The organism is Streptomyces sp. URMC 127 (assembly GCF_051386535.1).
Lineage (GTDB): Bacteria > Actinomycetota > Actinomycetes > Streptomycetales > Streptomycetaceae > Streptomyces.
In genome coordinates, this window is record NZ_JBPQTW010000089.1 from 1 (window position 1) to 26,507 (window position 26,507).

At 72.8% G+C, this 26,507-nt stretch carries 21 protein-coding genes and 2 pseudogenes; 9 read left to right on the forward strand and 14 right to left on the reverse strand.

What is annotated here, in order from left to right:
• From ACSNOH_RS18815 to ACSNOH_RS18825, 3 genes and pseudogenes are all read right to left on the reverse strand, one after another.
• Nucleotides 1–259: pseudogene (locus ACSNOH_RS18815) on the reverse strand (hypothetical protein); the annotation flags it as partial.
• Nucleotides 260–695: 436 nt separating this feature from the next.
• On the reverse strand, nucleotides 696–3,290 hold the full coding sequence (locus tag ACSNOH_RS18820) for a bifunctional FO biosynthesis protein CofGH (protein WP_436722525.1): 2,595 nt from the start codon (nucleotides 3,288–3,290) through the stop codon (nucleotides 696–698).
• A gap of 282 nt (nucleotides 3,291–3,572) precedes the next feature.
• On the reverse strand, nucleotides 3,573–4,433 hold the full coding sequence (locus ACSNOH_RS18825; RefSeq protein WP_436722526.1) for a TIGR03619 family F420-dependent LLM class oxidoreductase: 861 nt from the start codon (nucleotides 4,431–4,433) through the stop codon (nucleotides 3,573–3,575).
• A 245-nt stretch (nucleotides 4,434–4,678) separates the two neighbouring features.
• Between ACSNOH_RS18825 and ACSNOH_RS18830 the strand changes: the two genes are divergently transcribed.
• Complete coding sequence (locus ACSNOH_RS18830; protein ID WP_436722542.1) at nucleotides 4,679–6,241, forward strand: CehA/McbA family metallohydrolase; 1,563 nt, start codon at nucleotides 4,679–4,681, stop codon at nucleotides 6,239–6,241.
• Between the two features lie 137 nt (nucleotides 6,242–6,378).
• The gene (locus ACSNOH_RS18835) at nucleotides 6,379–6,882 is read left to right on the forward strand and encodes a DUF7507 domain-containing protein (RefSeq protein ID WP_436722527.1); all 504 of its coding nucleotides are present in this window, start codon (nucleotides 6,379–6,381) and stop codon (nucleotides 6,880–6,882) included.
• On the opposite strand, the gene ACSNOH_RS18840 is transcribed toward ACSNOH_RS18835, so the two are convergent.
• Entirely contained in the window at nucleotides 6,863–7,153 is a 291-nt protein-coding gene (locus ACSNOH_RS18840) for a hypothetical protein (RefSeq protein ID WP_436722528.1), read from the reverse strand. The genes ACSNOH_RS18835 and ACSNOH_RS18840 overlap by 20 nt on opposite strands.
• Complete coding sequence (locus ACSNOH_RS18845; protein WP_436722529.1) at nucleotides 7,150–7,500, reverse strand: DUF6415 family natural product biosynthesis protein; 351 nt, start codon at nucleotides 7,498–7,500, stop codon at nucleotides 7,150–7,152. Before ACSNOH_RS18845 ends, ACSNOH_RS18840 begins: the two co-directional genes overlap by 4 nt.
• Nucleotides 7,501–7,765: 265 nt before the next feature.
• Here ACSNOH_RS18845 and ACSNOH_RS18850 point away from each other — a divergent pair, with 265 nt between their 5' ends.
• Nucleotides 7,766–8,635: a helix-turn-helix domain-containing protein gene (locus ACSNOH_RS18850; protein WP_436722530.1), complete on the forward strand. Its 870-nt coding sequence runs from the start codon at nucleotides 7,766–7,768 to the stop codon at nucleotides 8,633–8,635.
• 22 nt (nucleotides 8,636–8,657) lie between these two features.
• Complete coding sequence (locus ACSNOH_RS18855) at nucleotides 8,658–8,855, forward strand: DUF397 domain-containing protein (RefSeq protein ID WP_436722531.1); 198 nt, start codon at nucleotides 8,658–8,660, stop codon at nucleotides 8,853–8,855.
• 30 nt (nucleotides 8,856–8,885) lie between these two features.
• Here ACSNOH_RS18855 and ACSNOH_RS18860 read toward each other — a convergent pair whose 3' ends face one another.
• Nucleotides 8,886–9,347, reverse strand: a complete 462-nt coding sequence (locus ACSNOH_RS18860; protein ID WP_436722543.1) for a carboxymuconolactone decarboxylase family protein — start codon at nucleotides 9,345–9,347, stop codon at nucleotides 8,886–8,888.
• Between the two features lie 94 nt (nucleotides 9,348–9,441).
• Between ACSNOH_RS18860 and ACSNOH_RS18865 the strand changes: the two genes are divergently transcribed.
• Complete coding sequence (locus ACSNOH_RS18865) at nucleotides 9,442–10,347, forward strand: sigma-70 family RNA polymerase sigma factor (protein WP_436722532.1); 906 nt, start codon at nucleotides 9,442–9,444, stop codon at nucleotides 10,345–10,347.
• A 97-nt stretch (nucleotides 10,348–10,444) separates the two neighbouring features.
• On the opposite strand, the gene ACSNOH_RS18870 is transcribed toward ACSNOH_RS18865, so the two are convergent.
• The 6 genes from ACSNOH_RS18870 to ACSNOH_RS18895 form a co-directional block, all read right to left on the reverse strand.
• Complete coding sequence (locus ACSNOH_RS18870) at nucleotides 10,445–12,007, reverse strand: APC family permease (RefSeq protein WP_436722533.1); 1,563 nt, start codon at nucleotides 12,005–12,007, stop codon at nucleotides 10,445–10,447.
• A gap of 253 nt (nucleotides 12,008–12,260) precedes the next feature.
• Nucleotides 12,261–14,027, reverse strand: a complete 1,767-nt coding sequence (locus ACSNOH_RS18875; RefSeq protein ID WP_436722544.1) for an N-acyl-D-amino-acid deacylase family protein — start codon at nucleotides 14,025–14,027, stop codon at nucleotides 12,261–12,263.
• Nucleotides 14,028–14,336: 309 nt separating this feature from the next.
• Nucleotides 14,337–15,458, reverse strand: a complete 1,122-nt coding sequence (locus ACSNOH_RS18880) for an LLM class flavin-dependent oxidoreductase (protein WP_436722534.1) — start codon at nucleotides 15,456–15,458, stop codon at nucleotides 14,337–14,339.
• Between the two features lie 126 nt (nucleotides 15,459–15,584).
• The gene (locus tag ACSNOH_RS18885) at nucleotides 15,585–16,373 is read right to left on the reverse strand and encodes an SDR family NAD(P)-dependent oxidoreductase (protein ID WP_436722535.1); all 789 of its coding nucleotides are present in this window, start codon (nucleotides 16,371–16,373) and stop codon (nucleotides 15,585–15,587) included.
• 91 nt (nucleotides 16,374–16,464) lie between these two features.
• A complete protein-coding gene (locus ACSNOH_RS18890; protein WP_436722545.1) occupies nucleotides 16,465–17,376 on the reverse strand; it encodes a TIGR03619 family F420-dependent LLM class oxidoreductase in 912 nt (303 codons plus the stop codon).
• A 124-nt stretch (nucleotides 17,377–17,500) separates the two neighbouring features.
• Complete coding sequence (locus ACSNOH_RS18895) at nucleotides 17,501–18,727, reverse strand: amidohydrolase family protein (protein WP_436722536.1); 1,227 nt, start codon at nucleotides 18,725–18,727, stop codon at nucleotides 17,501–17,503.
• A gap of 164 nt (nucleotides 18,728–18,891) precedes the next feature.
• On the opposite strand from ACSNOH_RS18895, the gene ACSNOH_RS18900 reads away from it, so the two are divergent.
• The 3 genes from ACSNOH_RS18900 to ACSNOH_RS18910 all read left to right on the forward strand — a co-directional run bounded on the left by ACSNOH_RS18900 (nucleotide 18,892) and on the right by ACSNOH_RS18910 (nucleotide 23,468).
• Complete coding sequence (locus ACSNOH_RS18900; protein ID WP_436722537.1) at nucleotides 18,892–21,822, forward strand: AfsR/SARP family transcriptional regulator; 2,931 nt, start codon at nucleotides 18,892–18,894, stop codon at nucleotides 21,820–21,822.
• A gap of 441 nt (nucleotides 21,823–22,263) precedes the next feature.
• Complete coding sequence (locus tag ACSNOH_RS18905; RefSeq protein ID WP_436722538.1) at nucleotides 22,264–22,500, forward strand: hypothetical protein; 237 nt, start codon at nucleotides 22,264–22,266, stop codon at nucleotides 22,498–22,500.
• 704 nt (nucleotides 22,501–23,204) lie between these two features.
• Nucleotides 23,205–23,468: a hypothetical protein gene (locus ACSNOH_RS18910; protein ID WP_436722539.1), complete on the forward strand. Its 264-nt coding sequence runs from the start codon at nucleotides 23,205–23,207 to the stop codon at nucleotides 23,466–23,468.
• A 36-nt stretch (nucleotides 23,469–23,504) separates the two neighbouring features.
• On the opposite strand, the gene ACSNOH_RS18915 is transcribed toward ACSNOH_RS18910, so the two are convergent.
• Both ACSNOH_RS18915 and ACSNOH_RS18920 read right to left on the reverse strand, forming a co-directional pair.
• Complete coding sequence (locus tag ACSNOH_RS18915) at nucleotides 23,505–23,954, reverse strand: pyridoxamine 5'-phosphate oxidase family protein (protein WP_436722540.1); 450 nt, start codon at nucleotides 23,952–23,954, stop codon at nucleotides 23,505–23,507.
• Nucleotides 23,955–24,084: 130 nt separating this feature from the next.
• On the reverse strand, nucleotides 24,085–25,815 hold the full coding sequence (locus ACSNOH_RS18920) for an AMP-binding protein (RefSeq protein ID WP_436722541.1): 1,731 nt from the start codon (nucleotides 25,813–25,815) through the stop codon (nucleotides 24,085–24,087).
• A 198-nt stretch (nucleotides 25,816–26,013) separates the two neighbouring features.
• Between ACSNOH_RS18920 and ACSNOH_RS18925 the strand changes: the two are divergent.
• Nucleotides 26,014–26,507, forward strand: a pseudogene (locus tag ACSNOH_RS18925) (hypothetical protein); the annotation flags it as partial.

Here is a 26,507-nt window from a genome sequence, read left to right on the forward strand (position 1 = left end):
GGCCCCGGGGCCGGTTGCCCGGATCCCGCGGGGGCGGGCCGGGCGGCTGCACGGCGGGCTGGGCGAAGACGGTCGCCTGGGCGTGGGTGCCGCCGCCGTTCGGCGCCGGGGCGGGCGGCGTGGCGGCGGGCTGTGCGAAGACCGTGGGCTGGTGGTGGACCGCGCCGGGCGGCGGCGCCACGGCCGGCTGGTCGACGGCCGTGGCCTCCGGTGGCTGCTGCGGCTGGTGGGGCTGCTGAGGGTTCTGAGGCCAAGACATGCGGGCCACCCTAAACGGCGCGAGGTCGCCGTCCTGTCGAGGCATCTCGACAAGACAGCAACATCCGGGACAACCCGGCAACGAAGCCGCGGGGCCGGGGCTGCGCCCCGCGGGGCCCGCCTCCCACGCCCGGGCCGACGCCAGCCGACTGCCCGCCCCCGCGGGATCCGGGCAACCGGCCCCGGGCCCTGCGGGTCCGGGGCCGCCCCCAGGAGAGCCCGCCTCACACACCCAGGCGGACACCCGCCGACCGACCGCCCCCGGGGCTCCGGGCAACCGGCCCGGCTCGCCCCGCGGGGTCCGGGGCTTGCCCCGGGAAACGGTGAAAGGGCGGGACCGGGGCAATTCCCCCGCCGCAACGGCGATCCGCCACGACGGCGCGTGTCCGGCGGAATCCGCCACCACGTCAGCCGAAACGCCCCGCCCTCACCGGACGCTAGTCCTCCAGCACCGGCAGCAACTCCGGCAGATGCCCGTCCGACGCCGCCGCCACCGCAACCCGCTCCGCCGGCACCTCCCCGTACAGCGTCGTCCGCGGACGCGCCCCCCGCCCCGCCGCCTCCGCGATCGCGACCAGGTCCCGGACCGACCGGTACGAGCCGTACGAGGAGCCCGCCATGCGGGAGATCGTCTCCTCCATCAGCGTCCCACCGAGGTCGTTCGCGCCGGAGCGGAGCATCTCCGCCGCCCCCTCCGCGCCCAGTTTGACCCAGCTCGTCTGGATGTTGGGGATGTGCGGGTGGAGCAGCAGCCGGGCCATGGCCGTGACCGCCCGGTTGTCCCGCATGGTGGGGCCGGGGCGGGAGATGCCCGCGAGGTACACGGGCGCGTTGGTGTGGATGAACGGCAGCGTGACGAACTCCGTGAAGCCGCCCGTCTCCCGCTGGATCTCCACGAGCCGCCGGAAGTGCCCGAGCCAGTGCCGCGGCTGGTCCACGTGCCCGTACATCATCGTGGACGAGGAGCGGATCCCGAGCTCGTGCGCGGTCTTGACGACCTCGATCCACGTGGCGGCCGGCAGCTTGCCCTTGGTGAGGACCCAGCGGACCTCGTCGTCGAGGATCTCGGCCGCCGTGCCGGGGATCGTGTCGAGCCCGGCCTCCTTCGCCGCGGTCAGCCATTCCCGTACGGACAGGCCCGTACGGGACGCGCCGTTGACGATCTCCATCGGCGAGAAGGCGTGCACGTGCATGCCCGGCACCCGCTCCTTCACCGCCCGCGCGATGTCGAAGTAGGCCGTGCCGGGCAGGTCGGGGTGGATGCCGCCCTGCATGCAGACCTCGACCGCACCGACGTCCCACGCCTGGGCGGCCCGGTCGGCGACCTGCTCCAGGGACAGCGTGTACGCGTCGGCGTCGGTGCGCCGCTGGGCGAAGGCGCAGAAGCGGCAGCCGGTGTAGCAGACGTTGGTGAAGTTGATGTTGCGCGTGACGATGTACGTGACGTCGTCGCCGACGACGTCCCGCCGCAGGTCGTCGGCGATGCGGCAGAGCGCGTCGAGGGCGGGCCCGTCGGCGTGGAGGAGGGCGAGCGCCTCGGCGTCGGCGAGCCGGGTGGGGTCGTCGGCGGCCTGCGCGAGCGCGGCCCGCACGTCGGCGTCGATCCGCTCGGGCGCCATGCCGGGCGCGGCGGCCTCCCGCAGGGCCTCCCAGTCGCCGTAGACCTCGTCGAAGTCGTCGCGCCGGTCGGCGGTGCGGCCCTCGGTGTCGATGGCGCGGTGCAGTTCGGTGCGGCCGGAGGGCACGAAGACGTCCTCGGGCTCCTGCCAGGGCAGGCCCTTGACCTCGGCGTGCTCGTTCGCCAGCCCGGTCTCCGGGTCGGCGAGGGCCCGGACGTGCGGCAGGATGCGCGGGTCCAGCCAGGGCTCGCCGCGCCGTACGAACTCGGGGTAGACGGCGAGCCGTTCGCGCAGCCGGAAGCCGGCCGCGGCGGACCGCTCGGCGAGCTCGTCGATCTGCGGCCAGGGCCGCTCGGGGTTGACGTGGTCGGGGGTGACGGGCGAGACGCCGCCCCAGTCGTCGATGCCCGCGCCGATGAGCCGCGCGTACTCGCCGGCCACCAGGTTCGGCGGCGCCTGCAGGCACGCGGAGGGGCCCATGATGTGCCGGGCGACGGCGACGGTGGCGACCAGCTCGTCCAGCTCGGCGTCCGGCATGCCGCGCATCGCCGTGTCCGGCTTGGCGCGGAAGTTCTGCATGATGAGTTCCTGGATGCCGTGGTACGCCCGGGCGACGCGGCGCAGCGCGAACAGCGACTCGGCGCGCTCCTCGTACGTCTCCCCGATGCCGATCAGCAGACCGCTGGTGAGGGGGACGGAGCTGCGGCCGGCGTCCTCCAGGTGCCGCAGCCGCACGGCGGGGGCCTTGTCGGGCGAGCCGTAGTGCGGCCCGCCGGGCTCGCTCCACAACCGCTCGGCCGTGGTCTCCAGCATCAGCCCCATGGACGGGGACACCGGCTTGAGCCGCTGGAAGTCCGTCCAGGTCATCACGCCCGGGTTGAGGTGCGGCAGGAGCCCGGTCTCCTCCAGGATGCGGATGGAGACGGCGCGCACGTAGGCGATGGTGTCGTCGTAGCCGTGCGCGTCCAGCCACTCGCGGGCCTCGGGCCAGCGGTCCTCCGGCTTGTCGCCGAGGGTGATGAGCGCTTCCTTGCAGCCGAGCGCGGCGCCGCGGCGGGCGATGTCCAGGACCTCGTCCGGGGACATGAACATGCCTTCGCCCGCGCGGCGCAGCTTGCCGGGGACGGTGGCGAAGGTGCAGTAGTGGCACTTGTCCCGGCAGAGGCGGGTGAGGGGGATGAAGACGCTCTTCGAGTACGTGATGACGCCGGGGCGCCCGGCGGCCTCCAGCCCCGCGTCGCGCACCCGCGCCGCGGACGCGCACAAGTCCTCCAGGTCGGCGCCGCGGGCCTGGAGCAGCACGGCGGCCTCGGCGACGTCCAGCGCCACGCCGTCCCGGGCGCGTTTGAGCGCGCGCCGCATGGCGTTGGCGGTCGGTGCGGGTCCCTGCGGGGGCTGCGGGGTGGAAGTCATTGTCCGAGCATACGAGCGGCTGACGGGGCGTCCGGAGGAGGCCGGGTAGTGATCCGTGTGCGACTGGTCACGCCATACGGAGGCCGCCTCCGGCTGGGCTCCGGGTGCCGTCCGCCGTGCGGGTGCCGCCCGCCGTTCGGGCGCGGTCATCCGTGCGCGGTCATCCGGCCGCGGTCGCCCGGGTGCCGTCCGTCCTCCGGGCGCGGTCGCCCGGCCGCCGTCGCCGGGGCCCCGTCACAGGAAGTCGCCGGGGCCCCGAAACAGGAAGTCGCCGGGACCCCGTCACAGGAACTCGGCATGGGCGTCCAGCGCCTGGAGGATCTCCGTCTCCCCCGCCGACGGCAGCCCCACCACGACCTCGGCGAGCCCCAGCTCCGCGAAGTAGGCGAGCTTCCCCGCCGACGGGTGCACGGCGTACGGCACGACCTGCGGCTCGCCCGGCCGCCCGGCCTCCTGCCAGGCCCGCCGCAGCCGCGGGATCGCCTCCTTCAGACCGCTCCCGCCGACCGGCATCCAGCCGTCCGCGTACTCCGCGACGTGCGCGAACAGCTTCGGCCCGGCGGCTCCCCCGATCAGCGTGCGCGGCCCGAGCAGGTGCGGCACGTCCGTCCCGCGCGAGCGCGGCGTCCGCAGCGGCTTGGGATGCGCGAAGCTCGCGCTGACCGCGCCGAACTCGCCGCGGTAGCCCGTCGGTTCCTCCGCCCACAGCGCCCGCATCAAGGCCATCCGGTCGCGTACGAGGTCCCGCCGGGTCTTCCAGTCGACGCCGTGGTCGGCGGCCTCCTCCACGTTCCAGCCGTAGCCGATGCCCAGCGTGAAGCGCCCGCCGCTGACGAAGTCGAGCGTCGCGATCTGCTTGGCCAGCGCGATCGGATCGTGCTGGGCGATCAGCAGGACGCCCGTCCCGAGCCCGATCCGCTCCGTGACGGCCGCGGCCTGCGCCAGCGCCACCAGCGGATCGAGGGCCCGGCCGTACTCGCGCGGCAGCGGATCGCCCGCCGGGGCAGGCGTCTCCCGGCTGACCGGGATGTGCGTGTGCTGCGGCAGATACAGGCCGTCGAAGCCCCGCTGCTCCAGCTCGACCGCGAGCCGGACCGGACTGATCGTCTCGTCGGTGAGGAAGACCGTGGTTGCGATCCGCACGCGGCGGCACCTCCTTGGCGTCCCGGGTCGTGGGCTGGGGCTCACCGTAAGCCCAAATGAGCCCGGCGGGTCACCGGCGGGGCGGGGCGGACACGCAAATGTCGCAATGGCGGACCGGCGCCGTACCCCTGCGCGCCATGGAGGCGTACAACAGTGCCCTCAGGAGACGCTTCCGGCAGGAGACACGGCACTGGCACGGCACTGAGGCACGGCACTGAGGCACGGGGAGGACGCTGATGAGACGGATGCCGCGGCGCGACCTGCTCAGAACGGCGACGGCGACGGCCACGGCTGTTGCGGGAGCGGCGGGCGTGCCCGCGCTCGCTACGCTCGACACCGTGACCTTCGCGAGGGACGCCGAGGAGGCCGGGAACGCCGAGGACGCCGGAGACGCCGGGGCAGCGGCGGTGACCCGCACGGTCTCCGGACGGCTGCCGGCCGGAGCCCCCGACTACGTGTACCTGCCCGTGGAAGTGCCCCCCGGCGTGCGCGAGATCGCCGTCTCCTACTCGTACGACCGGCCGACCGTGCCCGCCGGCACGCAGGGCAACGCCTGCGACATCGGCATCTTCGACGAGCGCGGCACAGAGCTCGGCGGGGCGGGCTTCCGCGGCTGGTCGGGCGGCGCGCGGACGGAGTTCGCGATCAGCGCCGAGCGGGCCACGCCCGGCTATCTGCCGGGGCCGGTGCGCCCCGGCACCTGGCACGTGGTGCTGGGCCCGTACACGGTCGCACCGCAGGGCCTGGCCTACGAGGTGAAGGTGACGCTCCGATACGGAACGGCGCGGTCCGGCGGGCCCCCGAAGCCGGTGTACCCGCCACAGCGCGCCCGCGGCCGGGGCCGCGCCTGGTACCGGGGCGACAACCACCTGCACAGCGTCCACTCCGACGGCAAGCGCACCCCCGCCGAGATCGCGGCCGCGGCGCGGGCGGCCGGCCTGGACTGGATCACGACCACCGAGCACAACACGACGTCGGCGCACGCCGCCTGGGAGGGCCTGTGGGGCGACGACCTCCTCGTCCTCACGGGAGAGGAGGTCACCACGCGCAACGGCCATCTGGTCGCCCTCGGCACGGACCCCGGCGTCTTCATCGACTGGCGCTACCGCGCCCGCGACGGCGCCTTCGGCCGGTTCGCCCGCCGGATCCGGCGGGCGGGCGGCCTGGTCGTCCCCGCGCACCCCTACGGGCCCTGCGTCGGCTGCAACTGGAAGTTCGGCTTCGAGGAAGCGGACGCGGTCGAGGTGTGGAACGGCCCCTACACACCGGACGACGAGATGGCGGTGGCGGCGTGGGACGCGATGCTCGTCGCGTCCGTACGCGACGGCGGTCGCTGGCTGCCCGCCATGGGCAACAGCGACGCCCACCGCGAACCGCAGGTCGTCGGGCTGCCCCAGACGGTGGTCCTCGCGGACGACCTGTCGCGGGAGGCCCTGCAGGCGGGCCTCCGGACGGGCCGCAGCTGGATCGCGGAGTCGTCGGCGGTACGGCTGTCCTTCGAGGTCACGGGCGGGCGCGGCCGGCACGCGGGCATCGGCGAACGGCTGGAGGTGGGGCGGGACACCCCGGTGACGGCCCGGCTGACGGTCTCCGGTGTCCCGGCGGACTGCACGGCGACCTTCGTCACCGACCAGGGCCCCCTCTTCACGACCCCGGTCCGCGCCGGAACGATCGAATGGCGGACGACGCCGTCGTACGCGGCATACGTACGGGCAGAGGTCCGCCGCCCGGCGGCGGAGGGCGGGACGCCCGGGGTGCCGGGCCCGATGGTGGCGATGACGAACCCGGTGTTCCTGGGCGAGAGGTGAGCAGGGCGGGCTCTGCGGGCTCTTTTCATCCCTTGGGGCGGTTTACGGGTAACGCTCATGGTCCGGTGCAAGCCATCTCTCCACCGAACGCGTGCCGGGATGCACGCAGGGATGCGTGCAGGGAGAGGGGACCCGTCTTGCCTGATCGTCTGCCCAGAGTTCTGACCCTCGTCGCCTTCCTGGTGGGCGTCGGGGTGATCACCGGTGCGGCCATGGTGCCGGCGGCGCCGTTCGACACCATGGCGACCTCGATCAGAATCGCCGAGACCACCGACCGGACATCGGCGCGCCCCGGGGACACGGTCCACTACACCGTGACGGTGACCAACACCGGCACGACCGCGATCACGGGCGCGGCGATCACCGACGACCTCTCCGGCGTGACGGACGACGCGACGATCCTCCCCGCCTCCACGGCGGCCGACGCCGGCACGGCCTCCTTCTCGCCCCCCGAACTGCACTGGCAGGGCGACCTGCCTTCCGGGGCCAAGGCCACGATCCAGTACGCGGTACGGGTCGCCGCCTCGCCCGCGGGCGACTCCCGCCTGACCAGCAAGGTCACGTCCGACACGGACGGCAACAACTGCCCGCCGGCGGCGACGGACCCGGCGTGCGGGACGACTACGCCTGTGGGGCGCTAGCGGCGACGACGACGCCCGCACCGCATGTGCAGCAGCCTTCCGGCGGGGGCGTGAGAGCGGGCGGGCCGCTGCTGTGCGGCAGCGAGACCACCTTGATGCGCAGGGTGAGCCGGTGAAGGGACTCGTCGAGGAACCCGGGGTCCGCGTAGCGCGCCCGGACGGCGGCGTGGGCCCGGCGCCGGCTCGGCCGGACGAGGCGTACGGGCCGGGAGAACTGCCCGTACAGGCACCACCAGGTGCGGAGGCGGCCCCAGGGCCGGGCGCCCCTCACCGCAGCCCGCGCCGGAGGTCGCGGAGCTCCTTGGCCACGAGCCCGAGGCCGCGCGCGTAAGTGATCGCCGACGTGTACCCGTCCCCGGCCCCCAGCCTGACCCGGTGCCGCGCCTCGCGCACGACGGCGACGGCTTCCTCGCGGGTGTCCCCTTCGAGCGCGGCGGTCGCCTCACCGATGTAGGCCCGGAGCTGCTGGGTAACGGCCTCCACCCGGCTGGGCGCGGGGAGCCAGCGGTTCATGGCGATGGCGTCGCGGATGGCGGCGTCGACGCCGGTTCCCTCGGCGGGGTGCAGCCCGTAGGTGAGGCCTCCGCCGGTGTGGGCGGTGCGGGGGTATGGAGGCATGGGTCGGCTCCCTTGCGAGTGGGTGGGGGGGCTGGCCTAACTACGGTCCCGCGGCGGAACGTTCACTCACAAGCGCTCTCAAAGTTCTTAGAAGAATTGGCATATGCCCAACCCTGGGCATGGCTTGCACGTCAATGGACAGGGGGTGGAAGACTGCCAACAGACCCACTCCCGGGGTGCAACTGAGCCTTGTCGCGAACCAGCATGGGCGCGCCCTCGGGGTACAGGGGACGCGGCACGGGGTACAGCACCGGGAGGGCTCAAAGTGGCAGCACGACGCGGTCCGACGTTCCGTCGGAGGGAGCTGGGCAAAGAGCTCCGCCGCCTTCGGGAGAGGAAGGGGTACAGCACAAAGGAAGCCGCCGAGGCCATCGAGAGCTCACACACCAAGCTCCACAGGGTCGAGTCCGGACACAACCAGCTCCCGCGCGTCCGCGACCTGGAAGACCTGCTCGATTTCTACGGCGTCACCGACCCGGACGACCGTGACCAGCTGCTTGCACTCCACCGTGACTCGCTCAGCAAGGACTGGTACAGGCCCTACCAGAACGTCATGCCGTCGGGCACGACGTTGTACGTGGGCCTGGAGGCCGACGCTCACACCATGCGCGCTTGGCACTCACAGGTAGTCTTCGGCCTCCTCCAAACCGAGAACTACGCTCGTGCTCTGTTCATGAGCGCGAAGCACGTAGAGGAGAGGACAAGTGAGTTCGTTGACCAGTCGGTCGCCCTTCGCATGGCGCGCAAGAGCATCCTCACCTGCGACGACCCTGTAGAACTGCGCGTCATTCTGGACGAGGCCGCCCTCCGTCGGATGGTCGGCAGTCCGGACATCATGCGCGAGCAGTATCTGGAGATCGAGCGCATGGCGGCACTCGATCATGTGACAGTCCAGATCGTTCCGCTGGCTCGCAGCACCTTTCGGGCGACCTCCAACTTCGTTCTCCTGGAGTTCGGCTACGGCCTCGACCCCGTCGTCATGGACGAAGGATCTGCAGGCACAACGGTGTCCGACAGGAAGCGCGAGGTCTGGAAGTACAACCGCAGGTTCGACGCGATGCGCGACGGGGCACTGGCACCGTCCCAAACCGCTGAGTTCCTGCACCGACTAGCGAGAGAGGTCGAAGACCATTAACGCCTACCTCAGATCCCTCGATGTGGCCGACGAGTCAGCCTGGTTCAAGTCCTCGCACAGCAACCAGGACAACGGGGGCACATGCGTATCGGTATCGGTTCTCGCCGACCACGTCGGCATACGCGACTCGAAACAACGGAACGGGCCCGCGTTCGTCACCCCCGCCGCGGCGTGGTCGTCGTTCATAAATGAGGTCAAGACCGGCCGCTGGCCGTCATAAAGGCAGTCCCCCTGCCCGCGCCTGCAGGGCCTAGCTCCAGGTCGCTCCCGCCGGCTCCTCGATCGTCGCGTTGAGGCGGTTGAAGAAGTTGGTCGTGGCCACCATGAGGATGATCGCGGCGAGCTGCTTCTCGTCGAAGTGGTCGGCGGCCGCGTCCCATATCTCGTCCGGCACGGCCTTGCCCGTGTGGTCGGCGAGCCGCGTGGCGGACTCGGCCAGCGCCAGCGCCGCGCGCTCGGCGTCGGTGAAGAACGGGGACTCGTGCCAGGCGGCGACGGTGTGCAGCTTGTCGTCGCTCATCCCGGCCTTCTTCGCGCTCGCCACGCCCCCGTACACGCACACGCTGCAGCCGTTGATCTGGCTGGCCCGCAGGTGGACCAGCTCCAGGATCTCCTGGGGGACCCCGCCCTGGTGCATGGCCGCGAAGAGGTGCTGGATGCCCTTCATGGCGTCGGGCAGGACCTGCGCGGGGTTCTTCATGCGGGCAGTCATGGTCGAAGTCGTCATGATCAAATCCTCCGTACCGGCGTCGCCGCCGTCGTTGTCCGTCACCTTCATGACGGATCGGAACAGGGGGATGTGACAGATGAACGAGAAAGATCCGAAACTTTTTCTGGCCCGGCAGTTCGAGGCGCACCGGCCGCACCTGAAGGCCGTCGCCTACCGCATGCTCGGCTCGCTCGCCGAGGCCGAGGACGCCGTGCAGGAGACGTGGTTCAAGCTGAGCCGCTCCGACGTCAGCGAGGTGGAGAACCTCGGCGGCTGGCTCACCACCGTCACCGGCCGCGTATGCCTGGACCTGCTGCGCTCGCGCGCCACGCGGCACGAGGAGCCGCTCCACGACCAGGACGGGCAACTGGTCCGCCTCCCCGACCCCGTCATCAGCGGCGCAGACCGCATCGACCCGGAGCAGGAGGTCCTGCTGGCCGACTCGGTCGGCATCGCCCTCATGGTCGTCCTGCAGACCCTCGCCCCTGCCGAACGCCTCGCGTTCGTCCTGCACGACATGTTCCACGTGCCCTTCGACGACATCGCGGGCGTCATCGACCGCACGCCCGCCGCGACCCGGCAGCTCGCCAGCCGTGCCCGCCGCCGCGTGCAGGGCCAGGCCCCGGCGCCGGACAGCGACCTGGCCGCCCGCCGCCGCGTCGTGGACGCCTTCCTTGCCGCCGCGCGCGGCGGCGACTTCGACGCCCTCGTCGCCGTTCTCGACCCGGACATCGTGGCCCGCTCCGACGGCGGTGCGCTGCGTCCGGGCGCGCTGCGCCGCGGCGCGGCCGAGGTCGCCTCCCAGGCGATCATGTTCGCCCGCTTCGCCGAGGCGGCGCTTCCCGCGCTGGTCAACGGCACCCCCGGCGTGGTCGCCGTCGCGGACGGCCGGGCGATGTCGGTCATGGCGTTCACCATCCGGGGCGGCCGGGTCACCGCCCTGGACATCCTCACGGACCCGGAGCGGCTCGCGGACATCGACCTGAGCGCCCTGACGGGCTGACCGCGGCACGGGCCGACCGAACGGAACGGCCGGGCGGGGCCGGGCAGCCTCCCCGGCCCCGCCCGGCCGTTCCTCCTACCCCGCCCGGCCGTTCCTCCTACTCCTCCACCACCAGCGCCGGAGTCGACCGCGTCAGCACGTCACCCCGGAAGAACGCCGGGCTGCGGCGCTGCATCACCAGCATCACCACGACGCCCACCAGCAGCAGCCCCACGCCGATCACGAAGACCGAGCCGACGCCCAGCACCGCGCTGCCGCTCCCGTACGCCGGGTCCCACATGTCGTACAGCGTCTTGCCGAACACGGCCGCCAGCAGAGCCCCGCCCAGCACCGGGAACACGCCCTTGAAGAGGGCGTCGCGTACGGACCGGCCCAGCTCGCCGCGGAAGTACCACGCGCACGCGAACGCCGTGATCGAGTAGTAGAAGCAGATCATCAGCCCGAGGGCGTAGATCGTGTCGATGAGGACGTTCTCGCTCAGGAAGCTCATGGTCGCGTAGAAGACGCCGGTGGCGACGCCCGCCGCGACCGTGGCCCGGCCCGGGGACTTGAAGCGCGGGTGGATGCGGGCGAAGGACGGCGGCAGGGCCTCGTAGGCGCTCATGGCCAGCACCGTGCGGGCAACGGGCAGGAACGTCGTCTGGAGGCTGGCGGCCGCGGAGGCGAGGACGGCCACGAAGAGCAGCACGCCCAGGGCCGTGCCCATGACCGGGTCGGCGAGCGCGGCGAAGACGTTGCCGGCGGTTTCCGGGTTGCCGAGGCCGGTACCCTCGTCGCCGGTGCCGGCGAACATCTGGGCGGCGACGGCGGTCAGCAGGTACGAACCGACGAGGACGACCATGGCGAGGAGCGCGGCCCGGCCGGGGGTCTTCGCGCTGCCCTCCGTCTCCTCGTTGACGGTCAGGCACGCGTCCCAGCCCCAGAACATGAAGACGGACAGCGACAGTCCCGCCGTGAAGGCCGCGAACGACTGCACGGCGAACGGGTTCAGCCAGCTCCAGGAGAAGCCGATGGAGGCGGGCAGATCGCCCGAGCGGGCCTTAGTCAGGGCCATCGCCACGAAGACGGCCAGGACGGCGAGTTGCAGGGCCACCAGCGCGTACTGCACGCCCTTCGTGGCGGTCATGCCGCGGTAGCTGACGGCCGTCGCCACGGCGATGAAGACCAGGCACGTCGCCACGTGCACGGGACGGTTCCCGTCCAGGGCGGTCACGGCGTCGCTGCCCGTGAGCTGCCCGAGGAGAAGGTAGAAGAAGGACGTCGCCACGCCCGCGAGGTTCGACAGGACGATGATCGTGGCGATCACGAGGCCCCAGCCGCACATCCAGCCGACGCGCGGACCGAACGCCTGCACCGTCCAGGTGAAGGACGTACCGCAGTCGGGGACGGCCTTGTTGAGCTCGCGGTACGCGAAGGCGACCAGCAGCATCGGTAGGAAACCGGCCAGGAAGACGGCGGGCATCTGCACGCCCACCTGGCCCGCGGTGGGGCCGAGGGTGGAGGTCAGGCAGTAGACGGGGGCGACGGTGGAGATGCCGATGACCGCGCTGCCGAGCAGGCCCACGGAGTTGCCGCTCAGGCCCTTGCCGGGCCGCCGGGCCGCGCCGGTGACGCTCGCTACCGTGTCTCCGGCCCCGGGCCGCGGGTCTACCTGAACCATGGGCAGGACGGTAGGGGGTGCTGTTTCCGCAGCCGGAGGCTCACCGTCCAGGAACCGGACCACGAACTTCGCACCTCCGCCGGGCAGTTGACCTGGCAAACGAAGGCGCTACGCTCGTTACGGCCGGTAACCCTAAGGCCGCGGCGGCGGTTCTTCCGGGTACGGGAACCGCACCTCCGTCCCATTTGCCCCCATTCAAAAATTTCCCGTCCCGCGGCCGCGCCGTCCCTGTGGTCTCTGCCGCCCCCACCCTCTACGCCGTCCCCACCGTCTCCGTGTCCCTCCCCGAGCGCAGCACCGTCCCCGGCAGCGCCCCCGTCACCACGTCGTGCCGCACCGTCTCCACGCCGTTGACCCGTACGCTCACCACGCCCACCGCCCGCGAGTCCAGCCGCGGCCCGTCGCCCGGCAGGTCGTGGACGAGCGTGGCCGGGCCGGCGTCGATGCGGCCGGGGTCGAAGAGGACCAGGTCGGCCGCGTACCCCTCGGCTATGCGGCCGCGGCCCCGCAGCCCGAACAGGCGCGCCGGCTCGTCCGTCAGCATCTGCACGGCGCGCTCGACCGGCACCAGCTTGCGGCCGCGCAGGCAGTCGCCCAGGAAGCGCGTCGTGTACGGGGCGCCGCACATCCGGTCCAGGTGCGCCCCCGCGTCCGAGCCTCCCAGCAGCACGTCGGGGTGGTTCCAGGTGCTCCGGCGGAGCTCCCAGCTGGCCGGGTCGTCGTCGGTGGGCATCGGCCACAGGACGGTGCGCAGTTCGTCGGCCGCGCAGATCTCCACCAGGCACGCGAAGGGGTCCGCGGTGCCGCGCTCGGCGGCGATGTCGGCGACCGCCCGCCCGGTCAGGCCGTCGTTCTCCTTCGCGTACGTGTCACCGATCACGTACCGCCCGAAGTCGGTCAGGCGCCGGAAGACGCCCGCCTCGGGGCTGTGGGCGCGCCGCAGCATGCCGGCCTGGACGGCGGAGTCGCGCAGGGCCGTGATGCGGTGCGGTACGGGCAGGGCGAGGATCTCGCCCCAGCCGGGGATGAGGTTCAGCGCGCAGAACGTGCCCAGGGACATGTTCATGGGCGTGAGGACGGGCATGGTGAGGGCGACGATCCGGCCGCCGGCGGCGCGGGCCCGCTCGCTCGCGGCGAGCTGGCGGGGCACCCGTCCGGGGACGGCGGCGTCGATGGTGAGGACGTTCCAGTTGAGGGGGCGCCCGGCGGCCGTGCTCATGTCCGTCAGCAGGTCGATCTCGTCGTCCTCGAAGCGGTCGAGGCAGCCGCTGACGATCGCCTCGATCTGGGTGCCCTCGTGCTCGCCGACGGCCGCCGCGAGCGCGAGCAGTTCGGCGGGGCGCGCGTGCCGGGACGCCACGGGGCGGCCGTCGCCGTCGGAGTGGGTGGACGACTGCGTGGTGGACAGGCCCCAGGCGCCCGCCTCCATCGCCTCGTGCAGGAGGGCGGTCATGTGCCGCAGCTGCGCCGCGTCGGGCTGGCCGCCGACGGCATCAGGGCCCATCGCGCAGCGGCGCAGTGCGCAGTGCCCGGCCATGAAGCCGGCGTTGACGGCGATCCGCCCGTCCAGGGCGTCCAGGTACTCCCCGAAGGACGTCCAGTCCCAGGGCGCGCCCTCCTCCAGGGCGGCCAGGGACATGCCCTCCACCTTGCTGAGCATGCGCCGCGTGTAGTCGGCGTCGGCGGGTCGCGCGGGGTGGAGCGGCGCGAGGCTGAAGCCGCAGTTCCCGCCGACGACCGTGGTGACGCCGTGGCTCAGGGACGGGGTCGCGTACGGGTCCCAGAAGAGCTGGGCGTCGTAGTGGGTGTGCGGGTCGACGAAGCCGGGGGCGAGGACGAGCCCGGAGGCGTCCTCCTCGGTCCGGGCCCGCTCCCCCACCCGCCCGCCGGCCTGCACCAGGGGCGCCGAGCGGCGGCGGACGAGGGCGATGCGCCCGTCCCGGATGCCGACGTCGGCGGCGTAGGAGGGTGCTCCGGTGCCGTCGATGACGGTGGCGCGCCTGATCAGGTGGTCGAGCATGGCAGCTGTCACCCTCCGAAGAAGAAGTCCCCGCCGCATGGGGGCACCTCCCAGCGGTAGCTGGGGGAGAACCGCCACGACGGCGAGGGGCCGGCGGAATTCCCGCCACCGGAACAGGCACGTGCGCAACGAACCGCCGGAGGCCGGGGCCGGGACGGCGAATCCGGGAGGCCGCCGCCCCGGTGCACGGGGGACCTGTCACACGGGGGATCCGTCACGGGGGGATCCGTCACGGGGGGGGACCCGTCACACGGGGCACCCCACCGGGGCTCTGTCGCACGAAGGAGGGGCCCCAGCCAAAGGGGCCCCTCAGCCCGCCCGCCGCATACGCGTCGTCCGGTGCACCGGATCCGTGTCGATCTTCGGGATGACGTGCTCCCCGATCAGCCGGATCGTCCGCATCGTGTCCTCGTACGGCACGCCGACCGGCAGTCCGAACGAGAGCTGGTCCGCGCCCGCCTGTTCCCACCGCTTGCACTGCCGGAACACCTCGTCCGGGTCGCCGCAGATCATCAGCTCCTCGGCGATGAGCAGCTCGATGACCTCCTCGGTGTACTCGGGCAGCAGTTCCGGCCAGCGCGGTATGCCCTCGGGGCGGGGGAACGTGTCGTGGTAGCGGAAGAGCAGCGACTGGAGGTAGTGCAGGCCTCCCGCGGCCGCGATCTCCACCGCCTTCGCGTGCGTCTCCGCGCAGATGGCCGTGGAGGTGACCATGACGTTGTCGTTGACGTACGCGCCGACGGGTTCGGCCCCGGCGATCGCCGTCTTGTACGAGTCGACGACCCACTCCATGTCGGCGACCTTCTGCACGCTGAAGCCCAGGACGCCGAGCCCCTTGCGGGCGGCCATCGCGTACGAGGAGGGCGAGCCGGCCGCGTACCACATGGGGGGATGCGCGGGCCCGTACGGCTTCGGGAGGACCTTGCGCGGCGGCAGGGACCAGTGCTTGCCCTCGAAGCCGGGGTACTCCTCCGCGAGCCACATCCGGGGGAACTCGGCGATCGTCTCCTCCCAGATCTCCTTGGTGCGGTCCATGTCGGTGATGCCCGGCAGGAACCCGAGGATCTCGTGGCTGCCCGCGCCCCGCCCGGTGCCGAACTCGAAGCGGCCGCCGGAGAGGTGGTCGAGCATGGCGGCCTTCTCGGCGACCTTGACGGGATGGTTGACCTGCGGCAGCGGGTTGAAGATGCCGGAGCCGAGGTGGATGCGGTCGGTCGCGTGCGCGAGGTAGCCGAGGAAGACGTCGTTGGCGGAGAGGTGCGAGTACTCGTCCAGGAAGTGGTGCTCGGAGGCCCAGGCGTACTTGAAGCCCGACCGGTCGGCCTGGATGACGTACTCGGTCTCCTCCATCAGCGCGTGGTGCTCGGCCCGGGGGTCGTCCCGCCGCCGGCCCTCCGGAACGTACCCCTGCACGAAGATCCCGAATTCCACGGAGGTTCACCGTCCGTCCGTTCAGGTTTTCTCTATGTCTGACGCGCCGTCAGATCGCTGGCTGCTGAGACTCTGGCACCGGCCCCTGACGACGTCAAGACGCCGTCGGCCGCCATGACCACGCCCTCAGCCGCCCAGCGGCAACCCGGTCGCCCACCCTCCGTCCGCCACGAAATGCTGCCCGGTCACGTACGAGGAATCCTCCGACGTCAGGTGGAGCGCGAGGCGCGCGATCTCCTCCGGGCGCCCGATCCGGCCCAGGGGCACCGCCTTCCGGTAGAACGCGGCGGCCCGCTCCGCGGCACCGGCGGGGTCGGCGGAGGGGTCGAGGGCGGCCGGATCGGTCATGGGGGTGTCGATCGCTCCCGGGCACATGGCGTTGACCCGTACGCCCCTGGGCGCCAGCTCCAGCGCCGCCACGCGGGTCATGGCGAGAACGGCCGCCTTCGAGGCCGAATAGGCGGAGAGCAGGAGCATGCCGGAGAGGGCGGCGATCGACGACGTGTTGACGATGGTGCCGCCGCCCGCCGCGATCAGCTCGGGCGCGGCCGCGCGCATGCCGAGGAACGTGCCGAGCTGGTTGACGCGGCAGACCTCCACGAACTCCTGCGCGGAGGTGTCGACCAGCGCACGGGCACGCACGATCCCGGCGTTGTTGACGAGGCCGTCGAGCGAGCCGAACGCCTCCTTGGCGGCGTCGATCGCGGCCGGCCAGTCCGCCTCCTCGCCGACGTCGAGGTGGACGTAGCGCGCCACGTCGGCGCCCAGCTCCTTCGCCACGGCGCTGCCCTGCTCGTCCAGGACGTCCGCGAGGACGACCTTCGCACCCTCCGCGGCGAACAGCCGCGCCTCCTGCTCGCCCTGTCCGCGCGCCGCGCCCGTGATCAGCACGACGCGGCCGTCGAGTTTGCCCATGATGGCCCCTTCGGATCCCCTGTTCCGCCCGTACTCCGCCCGTACTCCGCTCGTACTGCGTCCGTACTCCGCGCACTCCGTCCGCCAGTGACTACCCGTTGAGGAGCGGAGCCACCTCCTCCGCGAACGCCTCCATCTGAGCGAGCAGTTCGGACGCGTCACGCGAGCGGAACCGCACCTGTATCTGGTCCGCGCCCATCGCCCGGTACGCCCGCAGCGACTCCGCGAGCGACTCCGGCGCGCCCGTCAGCGTGCGGCCTCCGGTGTCCCAGGCCGGCGTCCCGACGTAGAGCGCCTCGGAGATCGCCCCGATCGCGAAGGGACCGTCCCTGCCGGCCTCCGCGCGCAGCCGCCGCAGCTCGGCGACGCGCTGCGGCAGTTCCTCGCGCCGGTCGCCCTGCGACAGCCAGCCGTCGCCCCGGAGCGCCGCCCGGCGCAGCGCGGCGGGCGAGGAGCCGCCGACCCAGATGGGCGGCCGCGGCGTGCGGACGGGCCGGGGCGCCTGGCCGAGGCCGTGGAAGGCGAAGCGGCGGCCCCTGAACCGCGGGAACTCGGCGGGCCCGAGCGCCGCCTTGAGCGCGTCGATCGTCTCGTCCAGGAGCGCGCCGCGCCGCCCGAAGCCGACGCCGAGCGCCTCGAACTCCTCCCGCACGTGCCCGGCCCCGACCCCGAGGACGAGCCGCCCGTCCGCGAGCCGGTCGACGGTCGCGTACTGCTTGGCGAGCGCGAGCGGATGCCGCAGCGCGGCCACGGCGACGTGGCTGAGCAGCAGGGTGCGCTCGGTGACGGCGGCGAGGTGGGCGAGCGTGGCCACCGGGTCGTACCAGACGGTGCCCATGGCGGCGGCCAGGCGGACGGGGACGGCGACGTGGTCGCAGGTGGCGAGGTAGGCGAAGCCGAGCCGGTCGGCCGCGCGGGCAACCCGCCGCAGCTCGGCGGGGCCCGCCTCGACCTCCCAGGGCTCGGCGTAGAGGGTGCTGAGGGAGGTGATCGGCAGCTGCATACCGAAGGAGAGGCGGCCCGGCGGCAGCACCTGCAGGCCGGTGGCGGGGGCCGGCGCCTGCGGACCGGCGGGCGGGGGCGGACCGGCGGAGCGCCCCTGCCGGCCGGCGGCCGGGGGCGGTTCCTCACCGCGCGGCATGCGCCCAGAGCCCTTCCTCCGTGAGGCCCAGCAGTTCGATCGCGTTGCCGCGGACGATGCGTTCGGTCACGTCCGGCGGCAGGTGCGCCATCTGCTGCTCCGCGACCTCTTTCGAGCGCGGCCAGGTGGAGTCGGAGTGCGGGTAGTCGGTCTCGTAGAGGACGTTTCCGGCGCCGATCGCGTCGAGGTTGCGCAGGCCGAAGGCGTCGTCGAAGAAGCAGCCGTGGACGTGTCCGGCGAAGAGCTCGGACGGCGGCCGCGTGACCTTGTCCGCGACGCCGCCCCAGGCGCGGTTCTGCTCCCAGGCCACGTCGGCGCGCTCCAGGACGTACGGGATCCAGCCGATCTGCCCCTCGGCGTACATGATCCGCAGCTCCGGGAAGCGCTCGAAGGCGCCCGACATGAGCCAGTCGGCGAGCGAGAAGCAGCAGTTGGCGAAGGTGATGACGGAGCCGACGGCGGGCGGCGCGTCGGCCGAGGTGGACGGCATGCGCGAGGAGGAGCCGATGTGCATGGCGATGACGGTGCGGGTCTCGGCGCAGGCGCGCAGGAAGGGGTCCCAGGCGTCGGTGTGGATGGAGGGGAGGCCGAGGTGCGGGGGAATCTCGGAGAAGCAGACGGCGCGCACGCCGCGTGCGGCGTTGCGGCGGACTTCGGCGGCGGCCAGCTCCGCGTCCCACAGGGGGACGATGCCGAGGGGGACGAGACGGCCGTGCGCCTGCGGGCCGCACCACTCCTCCACCATCCAGTCGTTGTAGGCGCGCACGCACAGGAGGGCCAGTTCGCGGTCCGAGGCCTCGGTGAAGGTCTGGCCGCAGAAGCGGGGGAAGGTGGGGAAGCACAGCGCGGACTGGACGTGGTTGCGGTCCATGTCGGCCAGTCGTTCGGGGACGCCGAAGGAACCGGGGCGCATCTGCTCGTACGTGATCCCCTCCAGTCTGACGTCGTCCCTGGAGTATCCGACGGCGGTATCCAGCCGCGTGAGCGGACGGTGCAAATCCTCATAGATCCACCAGTCCGCCTTCGGGCCGTCGTCACCCGGGGCGCCCATGACGGGAGCGAACCTTCCGCCGACGAAGGTCAGCTCCTTGACGGGCGCGCGCACGACCCGCGGCCCGACGTCGCGGAACTTCGCCGGTAGCCGGTCCGACCAGACGCAAGGAGGCTCGACCGTGTGATCGTCCACCGAGATGATGCGGGGGATGCTCTCCATGGCCGACACGGTAGCGATGATCTGACGCTTCGTCAGTAAGCTGCGGACGCAGGCGTGCGACGGTCTTCGGCAGGCCTTGTGGAGAGGCCGGACCCCTGCTGACGCAGAGCCCCCGGACAAGGCAGACTGGCCGTGCGACCGAGCGGGACAAGCAGGGGGTCACCATGGCCGGCGACACAGGGCACGGGCAGCCGCTCCGATTCACCGTGCTCGGGCCCGTCCGGGCCCGCCGCGGGAGGGAACTGCTGAACACCGGCTCGCCGCAGCAGCGGGCGCTCCTCGCCGCACTGCTGCTGCGCGGCGGCCGGACCGCCACCGCGCCCGAGCTGGTGGACGCACTGTGGGGCGACGAGCCGCCGCACGCCGCCCTCGCCGCGCTGCGCACCTACGCCTCGCGGCTGCGCAAGGCATTCGGCCGGGACGCCGACGTCCTGGTCAGCGAGTCCGGGGGCTACGCCGTCCGGGTCGGCCTCGGCTGCCTGGACATCGACCGGGCCGAGCACCTCGTGGCGGAGGCGGAGAAGACGCGCGCGTCCGGCGACCGCCACCGCGCCCGCGACCTCATCAACGAGGCCCTCGGCGTGTGGGACGGCGAGCCGCTGGCCGGCCTGCCCGGCCCGTACGCGGAGACCCAGCGCACGCGCCTGGAGGAGTGGCGGCTGTCGCTCATCGAGACCCGGCTGGACCTGGACCTGGAGGTGGGCAGCCACGCCGAGGCCGTCTCGGAGCTGACCGCACTGACCGCCGCCCACCCGCTGCGCGAGCGGCTGCGCGAGCTGCTGATGCTCGCCCTCTACCGCAGCGGCCGGCAGGCCGAGGCCCTCGCCGTCTACGCAGACACCCGCCGGCTCCTCGCCGACGAGCTGGGCGTCGACCCGTGTCCTGAGCTCTCCGAGCTCCAGCAGCGCATCCTCAACGCCGACGCCGACCTCGCCCTGCCCTTCGTCCCCGACGACCGGCCCTGCGCCGGCCCGGCGTTCATCCGGCCCGCGCAGCTGCCCGCCACCGTCTCCGACTTCACCGGGCGCGCGGCCTTCGTCGACGAGCTCGGCGACCAGCTCGCGACGTGCGACGGCCGCGTGATGGCCGTGTCGGCGGTCGCGGGCATCGGCGGCGTCGGCAAGACGACGCTGGCGGTGCACGTCGCGCACGCCGCGCGGCACCACTTCCCGGACGGCCAGCTGTACGTGGACCTGCAAGGCGCGGGCCCCCTGCCCGCCGAGCCGGAAGCGGTGCTCGGATCGTTCCTGCGGGCGCTCGGCATCCCGGACGACGCCATTCCGGAAGGGGTGCAGGAACGGTCCGCGCTCTTCCGCTCCACCCTCGACGGACGCCGCGTCCTCGCCCTCCTGGACAACGCCCGGGACGCCGCCCAGGTCCGCCCGCTGCTGCCCGGCACGGAAGGCTGCGCGGCCCTCGTCACGAGCCGCACGCGCATGGTCGGCCTCGCCGGCGCCCATCTTGTCGACCTCGACGTGATGAGCCCGGACGAGGCGCTCGTGCTGTTCACCCGCATCGTCGGCGCCGAGCGCGTGGAGGCCGAGCGGGACGCCGCGATGGACGTCGTCGCGGCCTGCGGCTTCCTGCCGCTCGCCATCCGCATCGCCGCCTCCCGCCTCGCCGCCCGCCGGACCTGGACGGTCTCGGTGCTGGCCCGCAAGCTCGGCGACGAGCGGCGCCGCCTCGACGAGCTGCGCGCCGGCGACCTCGCCGTCAAGGCCACCTTCGAGCTGGGCTACGGGCAGCTGGAGCCGGGCCAGGCCCGCGCCTTCCGGCTGCTGGGGCTCGCGGACGGGCCGGACATCTCGCTGGCGGCCGCGGCGGCGGTCCTCGACCTGGACGTCGATGCGACCGAGGAGCTGCTGGAGTCGCTCGTCGACACGTCCCTGCTGGAGTCCGCCGCACCCGGCCGGTACCGCTACCACGACCTCGTACGCCTCTACGCGCGTGCATGCGCCGAGCGGGACGAACAGCCGCCCGAGGAGCGCCAGGCCGCCCTGTCCCGGCTCCTGGACTTCTACCTGGCGACGGCCGCCGGCGTGTACGTCCTGGAGCGGCCCGGCGACCAGCTCCTCGCCCACCTGACGCCGACCACCCACCCGGGGCTCGTCTTCACCGACCGGGGCGCGGCCGGCGACTGGCTGTTCGCCGAGGCCGGCTGCCTGCTGGCCTGCGTCCGCCAGCACGCGTCCGCCAGCGGCGAAACGCTGCGCCGCGCCGTCGACCTGCTGCTGGCCGCCAAGGACCTCGCCGAGTCCGGCGCCGACTTCCGGCTCTACGAACAGGCCGCCACGGCGCTGCTGGCCGCCGCGCAGGAGGCCGGGGACGCCCGGGCCGAAGGCCGCGCCCGGACGGTTCTCACGCACGTGAACAGCCTTGCGGGCCGCTTCGCCCAGGCCGACGAGCACGCCCTGCACGCCGTCCTCCTCGGCCGCGCCACGGAGGACCCCATCCCGTGCGGGTACGCCTCCAACAACCGCGGCATCGTCGCCATCTACCAGCACCGCTACGACGACGCGGAGGCGTACATCAGGCAGGCCCTGGAGTGCTTCCGCGAGGACGGCAACCGCCCCTGCGAGGCGACCGCCCTCAGCAACCTCGCACGGGTCCACCTCGACACCGGGCGCTCCGCCTCGGCCGTCGAGCTCGCCGAGCAGGCCATCGGCATCTTCCGGGAGATCAACGTCAGCTGGCGGATCGCGAACGGCCTCTACACGTACGGGCTGGCGCTCACCCGGGCGCGGCGGTACGAGGACGCGCTGCGGCAGCTGAACGAGGCCATGCCCATCTTCATCGACAACCGGCAGCGGCTCTGGGAGGGCATGACCCACTACCGGATGGCCGAGGTCCACCTCCTGGCCGGGCGGCCGACGGCCGCCGCCCACCACGCCGAGCAGGCGCTGAAGCTCCGCGGCATCGGCGGCGAGTGGCGGCGCAGCAACGTCCTGACCGTCCTGGGGCGCGCGCTGGAGGCGCTGGGGCAGCCGGGCCGGGCGCGGGCGTGCTGGACGGAGGCGCTGGCGGTCTACGAGCAGCTGGGGTCGTCGGAGGCGGCTGAGGTACGGAGGCTGCTGTCGGTGGTGCAGGCCGCGTAGACCGGCTGCCCGGACCGGCTGCTGCCGGTGGGTGGAACGCTGCGCTCCGGGGTAGCGGACAGGTAGCCGGTCGGCAGGACGCCAAGCGGAATCCTGCGTGTGCAGTGCCGGGGGCGGAAGTGCCGTAGGGCGCGGGGACCGTCCTTCCGAGGGCCCCGGGCACTTCCAGGGGGCTCCCCCGGGGCCGTCGGCGGAGCCGTACAGGCCCGGAAAAACGCTGTCACGTGCCCGTTCATCGATCGTTTATCGCGACAGGGCAGTCTGAGTCCTGTCGATCCGTCGCGTCGGGGGGCAGACGGGTCGTAGGTGAGGCCTCACCTCAGGGGTGACAGCCCCAGTCCCCGTCCGGCGGCCATCGGGGGAGTCGCCGGGCGGGTTCTGCATCCCAGCACCAACCCCTCACGCCAAACGACTCGCACCGACCCATCGGAGTTGATCGCTATGAGCGATGAGCCGAGGCTCACGCCGGGCGTGGCCACACCGCAGGACGACCATCCCACCGGGGGCTCGTTCGCGGGGCAGCAGTTCGCCCCGCCGCCGGACGACCACGCCACCATCGGTGAGCCCGTCGTCCTCACGGACCGGAACACCCTGAAGAAGAAACGTCTCCCGAGTGACGAGACGGTCGCCATGGACGACCACCCCACCGGGGACAAGCCCAAACCCGGGCTGATCTGATCGGCCCCCGGGACGGGGGATTTCTGGCCGGAGACATCGGCGGGCAGGAATCCCCCGGCCGGGGGACCCAAGGGGGAGAGCACCACACGGGGACGTTCCGGGGGAGGAAGAACCGCAGGGAACGCACCCGGGCACGACGTACGACGGGGGAAACGTACGGGGGAACGTACGACGGGGGACGTACGAAGGACGTACGGGGGACCTACGGGGGACGTACGGGAGAAACGCACGACGGGGGATCCAACGGGGGATTTCCAACGGGGGTCGTCCGACGCAATGAGCAGTACGGGGGGCGTCGGACGGGGAGAAAGGCGCCATCGCACGGGGGAAACACCACGGGGGAAACACACGGGGGAAGCAAAGCAACGGGGGAAGCAACGAAGAAAAGAGCAACGGGGGAAAGCAACGGGGGACCGCACAACAACTGAACAGGGAGGTCCAACGGGGGACTGTCAGGGGCCGGCGTCGGCAGCACGGAGGGGAAGCCGTCGACGCCGACCCCTGCGGTCATGCGCCCAACGGCGCCGGACTGCCCGCAGAGAGACCGGAGTTCACGTAAGCACTTCGGTCGGAAAGGCGGACGTAGCTCTCCTCACCCGCTACGTTCGCCCGCACGTGCACCACCACTGCATCGCCATGCGCCACCACTGGCACGACCACTGCACGACCACTGCATCACTACCCCCGAATCAGAGGAGTCGGACATGAACCGTACGAGCAGGCGCGCAAAGAGGGCCCTGGTCATAGCCGCCATAACCGCCATGGCCGGTGCCGGAGCGCTCGCCACGGCGGGCACCGCGGCCGCCGACGACCACGGCACCATCGCGACGCCGTCCGTCCAGACGCAGGCCGCGCAGCCGATCGGAGGCGACGACCACGGCACGGGCGGCCGTGACGACCACGGCACCGGAGGCCGCGACGACCACGGCACCATCTGGGCCGGCCCCGACGCCGCAGCGGCGCGCTAGGCGCACCGGGCCCGGCGGCGGCTCCGGCCCCGCCCGTCAGCTCGCGCCACCCAGGTCGGCCGAGTGCCAGTGCCGCGGCCGCATCCTGATCGCCACGACCGCTTCCGGATCGGCCATGATCCTCTCCACGTGCGCGTCCACCGCCGCTTCCGTCGGCAGGTAACGGACGGCGATCTCCCTCGCCAGCTCTTCCGTCGCCGTTTCGAGCGACACGAGCTCGCCCTCGACGGAGACGTACCGGTACGTCGGAGACGTCTGGTCCACCAAGAGCGTGAATCGCCCGGCATCCGCGATGAGCTGCGCCTTGCGGGAGGCGCGGCCGGTGACGAGTACGACCTCGCCGCCCGGACGGTAGACATACCAGACGGGAACGTTCACCGGTCCGCGTCCCCCGCCGGCCTCGACGGCGAGCGCCCCCACGTGCGGGCCTGCCAGGAACTTCTCACGCTCTTCGGCCGACAGCGGCATCCCATCCACCTCGTTCACGCTCGGGGCTCCGGGGGCCATCTTCACCCCCCGGTCCGCAGAGCGCCGTGGGCCGCGCCGTTGTTCCCCCTCATGCCCTCCTTGTGTCCCTCTCAGGGCTCGGTGTCCCTCTCAGGGCTCGGTGTGCCTCTCAGGTCGCCGCCGTTCCGCCGGGCGGCCGCAATCCGGCCTTGACCACCTTGCCTGACGCGTTCCGCGGGAGCCCGGGGACGAACTCCACCTCCCGCGGCACCTTGTACGCCGCCATCTCGCGCCGCGCCCAGTCGATCAGCTCGTCGGCGGACGGGGCGGGACCGCCGCCCCTGCGGACCACGTAGGCCCTGCCGACCTCGCCCAGCCGCTGGTCCGGCACGCCCACGACGGCGGCCTCGGCGATGCCGGGATGACGGGCGAGCAGCCGCTCCACCTCCGCGGGGTACACGTTGAAGCCCCCGACCACGAACATGTCCTTGATCCGGTCGGTGATCCGCAGATTGCCCTCGCCGTCCAGCACGCCGACGTCACCGGTGTGCAGCCAGCCGTCCGCGTCGATCGCCTCCGCCGTGGCCCGCGGCTCCTCGAAGTAGCCGCGCATGACCTGATAGCCGCGCACCAGGATCTCCCCCGGCGTGCCCGGCGGCAGCGACCTGCCGTCGGCGCCGACCACCTTCACCTCGGTGTCCGGCAGGGCCCGGCCCGCCGTGCCCGCGACGACCTCGGCGGGGTCGTGGCGCCGGCACATGGTGACGACACCGGTGGCCTCGCTCATGCCGTAGGCCGTCAGCACCGTGGGAATGCCGGCCTCCGCCCGCAGCCGCTCGACCAGCCGCGGATCGACGGACGACGCTCCCGTCACCACCAGCCTCAGCGACGACAACGCGCACGCCGTCCGGGACGGGTGGTCGAGCAGCGCCTGGAGGAGGGTGGGCGGGCCGGGCAGCACGGTAATGCGCTCGGCCGCGATGCCGGCCAGCACCGTGTCCGCCGCGAAGACGGCCTGCGGCACCATCACGGCGCCGCGCATCAGGCAGGCGAGCACTCCCGCCTTGTAGCCGAAGGTGTGCGAGAACGGATTGACGATCAGATAGCGGTCTCCTCTCCGCAGCCCGGCGAGGTCGCACCAGGCCCCGAAAGTGCGCAGGGTCTGGGCGTGGGTGACGACCACGCCCTTGGGCTCGCCCGTGGTGCCTGAGGTGAAGATGATGTCCGAGGGGGCGTCGGGGCTGACGGCGTTCGCCCGGGCCCGTACGGCCCAGGCCGGCACCGCCTCCCCCGCCGCGATGAACTCCTTCCACGTCCGGAAGCCCGGGGCCGACGGGGCGTCCTCGGCCAGCACGACCACCTGCTCCAGGTGCGGCAGCGCGGCCAGCGGGAGCTCCGTCCCCGTCCCCGTCCCGGTACCCATCGCCGCCTCCGCCTCCGCCCCGGCCGCAGCCCCGGCTCCCTCGGAGCCCCGCCGTCGGTCGCGGCCGTGGCCGTGGGCCGTGCGGGCACCGCCCGCCGCCCGCCGCAGGGCAGCGACGTAGGAGGTGCCCAGGAAGGTGCCGGTGACGAAGAGGAGCTTCGCCCGGGTGCGCCCGAGCACGTGGGCGGCCTCGGCGCCCTTGAGCCGGGTGTTGACGGGGACGAGGACCGCGCCGGCCGTGACGGCTCCCAGGGCAGAGACGATCCAGTCGAGCGTATTCGGCGCCCAGACGGCCACGCGGTCGCCGGCCTCGACGCCCGCCGCCAGGCACCCGGCGGCGGCCCGCTCGATCCGGGCGGCGAGCTGCTCGAAACCGATCCTGGTCCGTCCCTCGACCACGGCCTCGCGGTCGCCGTAACGCGCGGCTGCTGTGCGGACCAGCCGGGGTAGGGACATGAACTCCAGGTCTCCGCGCATCGCGTGCCCTCCCCGCCGCCCCGGCCGGCCCACTGCTGACTGTTCGTCAGATTAGCGATACCCTTCCGCGCTGTCAGCAGGGGAAGCAGCGCTTGCAGCGGCGACGGCAGTGGCAGCAGCAGCGGTGCCGGCGGCAGCGACAGGGGCAGGGAGAACGCCGGGGACGGCAGGCGGATCGACCGGAGCGCGGAGGCGACGATGGCGACCAGGGCGACAACGGCGACGACGACGGTCACGGCCAGGGCCACGGGGAGCACGACACCAGCAGCCGCACCCGCCCCCGCACCCGCCGCGGCACGCAGGGGCTCACCGGCGCTCAAGGACGCCACCGCGATCGTCGGCATCGGACAGACCCCCTTCGCCCGCCGGCTCGACGCCCCGGAGAAGACCCTTGCCTGCCGCGCGATCCTCGCCGCGCTCGACGACGCGGGCATCCCCCCTTCCCAGGTCGACGCCTTCGCCTCCTACACCATGGAGGAGACCGACGAGGTCGAGATCGCCAAGTGCATCGGCGCGGGCGACGTGACCTTCTTCGCCAGGACCGGCTTCGGCGGCGGCGCCTCCTGCGCGACCATCGCCCACCTCGCCGCGGCGATCGCCACCGGGCAGGCGTCCGTCGGCGTTGCCTGGCGCTCCCGCAAGCGCGGCTCCGGCCCCCGCCCCTGGCGCAACACCCGCACCCAGCTCCCCAC

What these genes read in the sequence shown, in the direction of transcription:
- ACSNOH_RS18820 (WP_436722525.1), bottom strand. Translation starts at nt 3,290, where the DNA reads ATGACTTCCACCCCGCAGCCCCCGCAGGGACCCGCACCGACCGCCAAC.
- ACSNOH_RS18830 (WP_436722542.1), top strand. Translation starts at nt 4,679, where the DNA reads ATGCCGCGGCGCGACCTGCTCAGAACGGCGACGGCGACGGCCACGGCT.
- ACSNOH_RS18845 (WP_436722529.1), bottom strand. Translation starts at nt 7,500, where the DNA reads ATGCCTCCATACCCCCGCACCGCCCACACCGGCGGAGGCCTCACCTAC.
- ACSNOH_RS18860 (WP_436722543.1), bottom strand. Translation starts at nt 9,347, where the DNA reads ATGACTGCCCGCATGAAGAACCCCGCGCAGGTCCTGCCCGACGCCATG.
- ACSNOH_RS18865 (WP_436722532.1), top strand. Translation starts at nt 9,442, where the DNA reads ATGAACGAGAAAGATCCGAAACTTTTTCTGGCCCGGCAGTTCGAGGCG.
- ACSNOH_RS18870 (WP_436722533.1), bottom strand. Translation starts at nt 12,007, where the DNA reads ATGGTTCAGGTAGACCCGCGGCCCGGGGCCGGAGACACGGTAGCGAGC.
- ACSNOH_RS18875 (WP_436722544.1), bottom strand. Translation starts at nt 14,027, where the DNA reads ATGCTCGACCACCTGATCAGGCGCGCCACCGTCATCGACGGCACCGGA.
- ACSNOH_RS18885 (WP_436722535.1), bottom strand. Translation starts at nt 16,373, where the DNA reads ATGGGCAAACTCGACGGCCGCGTCGTGCTGATCACGGGCGCGGCGCGC.
- ACSNOH_RS18890 (WP_436722545.1), bottom strand. Translation starts at nt 17,376, where the DNA reads ATGCAGCTGCCGATCACCTCCCTCAGCACCCTCTACGCCGAGCCCTGG.
- ACSNOH_RS18895 (WP_436722536.1), bottom strand. Translation starts at nt 18,727, where the DNA reads ATGGAGAGCATCCCCCGCATCATCTCGGTGGACGATCACACGGTCGAG.
- ACSNOH_RS18900 (WP_436722537.1), top strand. Translation starts at nt 18,892, where the DNA reads ATGGCCGGCGACACAGGGCACGGGCAGCCGCTCCGATTCACCGTGCTC.
- ACSNOH_RS18905 (WP_436722538.1), top strand. Translation starts at nt 22,264, where the DNA reads ATGAGCGATGAGCCGAGGCTCACGCCGGGCGTGGCCACACCGCAGGAC.
- ACSNOH_RS18910 (WP_436722539.1), top strand. Translation starts at nt 23,205, where the DNA reads ATGAACCGTACGAGCAGGCGCGCAAAGAGGGCCCTGGTCATAGCCGCC.
- ACSNOH_RS18920 (WP_436722541.1), bottom strand. Translation starts at nt 25,815, where the DNA reads ATGCGCGGAGACCTGGAGTTCATGTCCCTACCCCGGCTGGTCCGCACA.